The sequence below is a fragment of the Bradyrhizobium oropedii genome (assembly GCF_020889685.1).
In the GTDB taxonomy this organism is placed as follows: domain Bacteria; phylum Pseudomonadota; class Alphaproteobacteria; order Rhizobiales; family Xanthobacteraceae; genus Bradyrhizobium; species Bradyrhizobium oropedii.
In genome coordinates, this window is sequence record NZ_JACMYO010000443.1 from 1 (window position 1) to 1,111 (window position 1,111).

The 1,111-nt window shown below is 66.5% G+C and carries 1 protein-coding gene; it reads right to left on the reverse strand.

Translation table 11 applies throughout. From position 1 onward, the window contains the following. Positions 1–146: 146 nt before the first annotated feature. Positions 147–1,111: OmpA family protein (locus tag H8A95_RS43165; protein WP_229188469.1), on the reverse strand; the 965-nt coding region annotated here is incomplete at its 5' end.

Sequence of the window (1,111 nt, forward strand, 5' to 3'; positions counted from 1 at the left end):
CGCGATGCGTTCCGACCTCTCCCCGCAGGCGGGGCGAGGTAAGGAAAGCGCCTTGTTCACTCAAGCGCCCGTTTGCGATCGCAGTACCAAAAACAAAAATGGCCGGGATCGCTCCCGGCCATTTCGTATCGTGATGTCTCGCCGGCTTAGCGCGGCGGGGCGGCGGAGGCGGTGTCGCCGTTGAGCAGCGGAGTGATGCGGCGGACGGTGACGCGCCGGTTGATGCGGCTCGGTCCGTCGGTCTGCTCCTTCAGATACTGCGAGCCGTAACCCTGCGAGGTGAGGTTTTCGGCCGGCACGCCGAACTGCTGCGTCAGCAACTCGGCGGCGGATTGCGCACGGCGGTCGGACAGCGACAGATTGTCGGTGTCGTTGCCGGTCGCATCCGTATGGCCTTCGATCAGGAACACCTCGCGCGGATTGCGCTGGATGGCCCGGTTGAGGCCGTCGGCGATCACCTGCAGCCTCGTCGCCTGATCCGGCGGGATGGTCCACGATCCGGAGTCAAAGTTGATCGTGTTGAGGTCGATGCTCGGCATCTGCATGCGGACATTGGGGCTGTAGCGGATCTCTTCGAGCGAGTAGCGCCGATCGATCCGCTGCACCGGCGGTGCCTCCATGGTCTCGTAGATCACGTCGGGCGACGCCTCCTGAGCGTCGACGATGTAGCGATCGTAGGGAATGTTGACCACCGGCGGCGGCACGTCGACATAGAAGCCGCCGACCGCACGCGGATCGCGATAGCTGTTGTCGATGATGACGAGCTCGCGCCCGCCGGGATCCCTGCGGATTCGGCGCAGCATCTGGCCGTCGGCACCGACCACGGTGATGATCTCGCTGCCGTCGGGACGCACCACGATGGTGCGGGTCTCGCCGCCGATCGTCTCGGTGCGAATGTCGCGCGCGCCATAGCGGAAGCGGTAGATGTCGTCGCCGCGGACATAGGCCTGTCCACCGGGATCGCGGATGATGACGCGGTCCGGCTCGGTGTAGATGGTGCGGCCGTCTTCGACCACTTCCTGCCGCTGGCCGCGCAGGTCCGCGATGCTCCCGCCGATGATGGCGCCGGCCACCACGCCCGCACCGACCGCTGCGCCGATCGCGAGCGGCG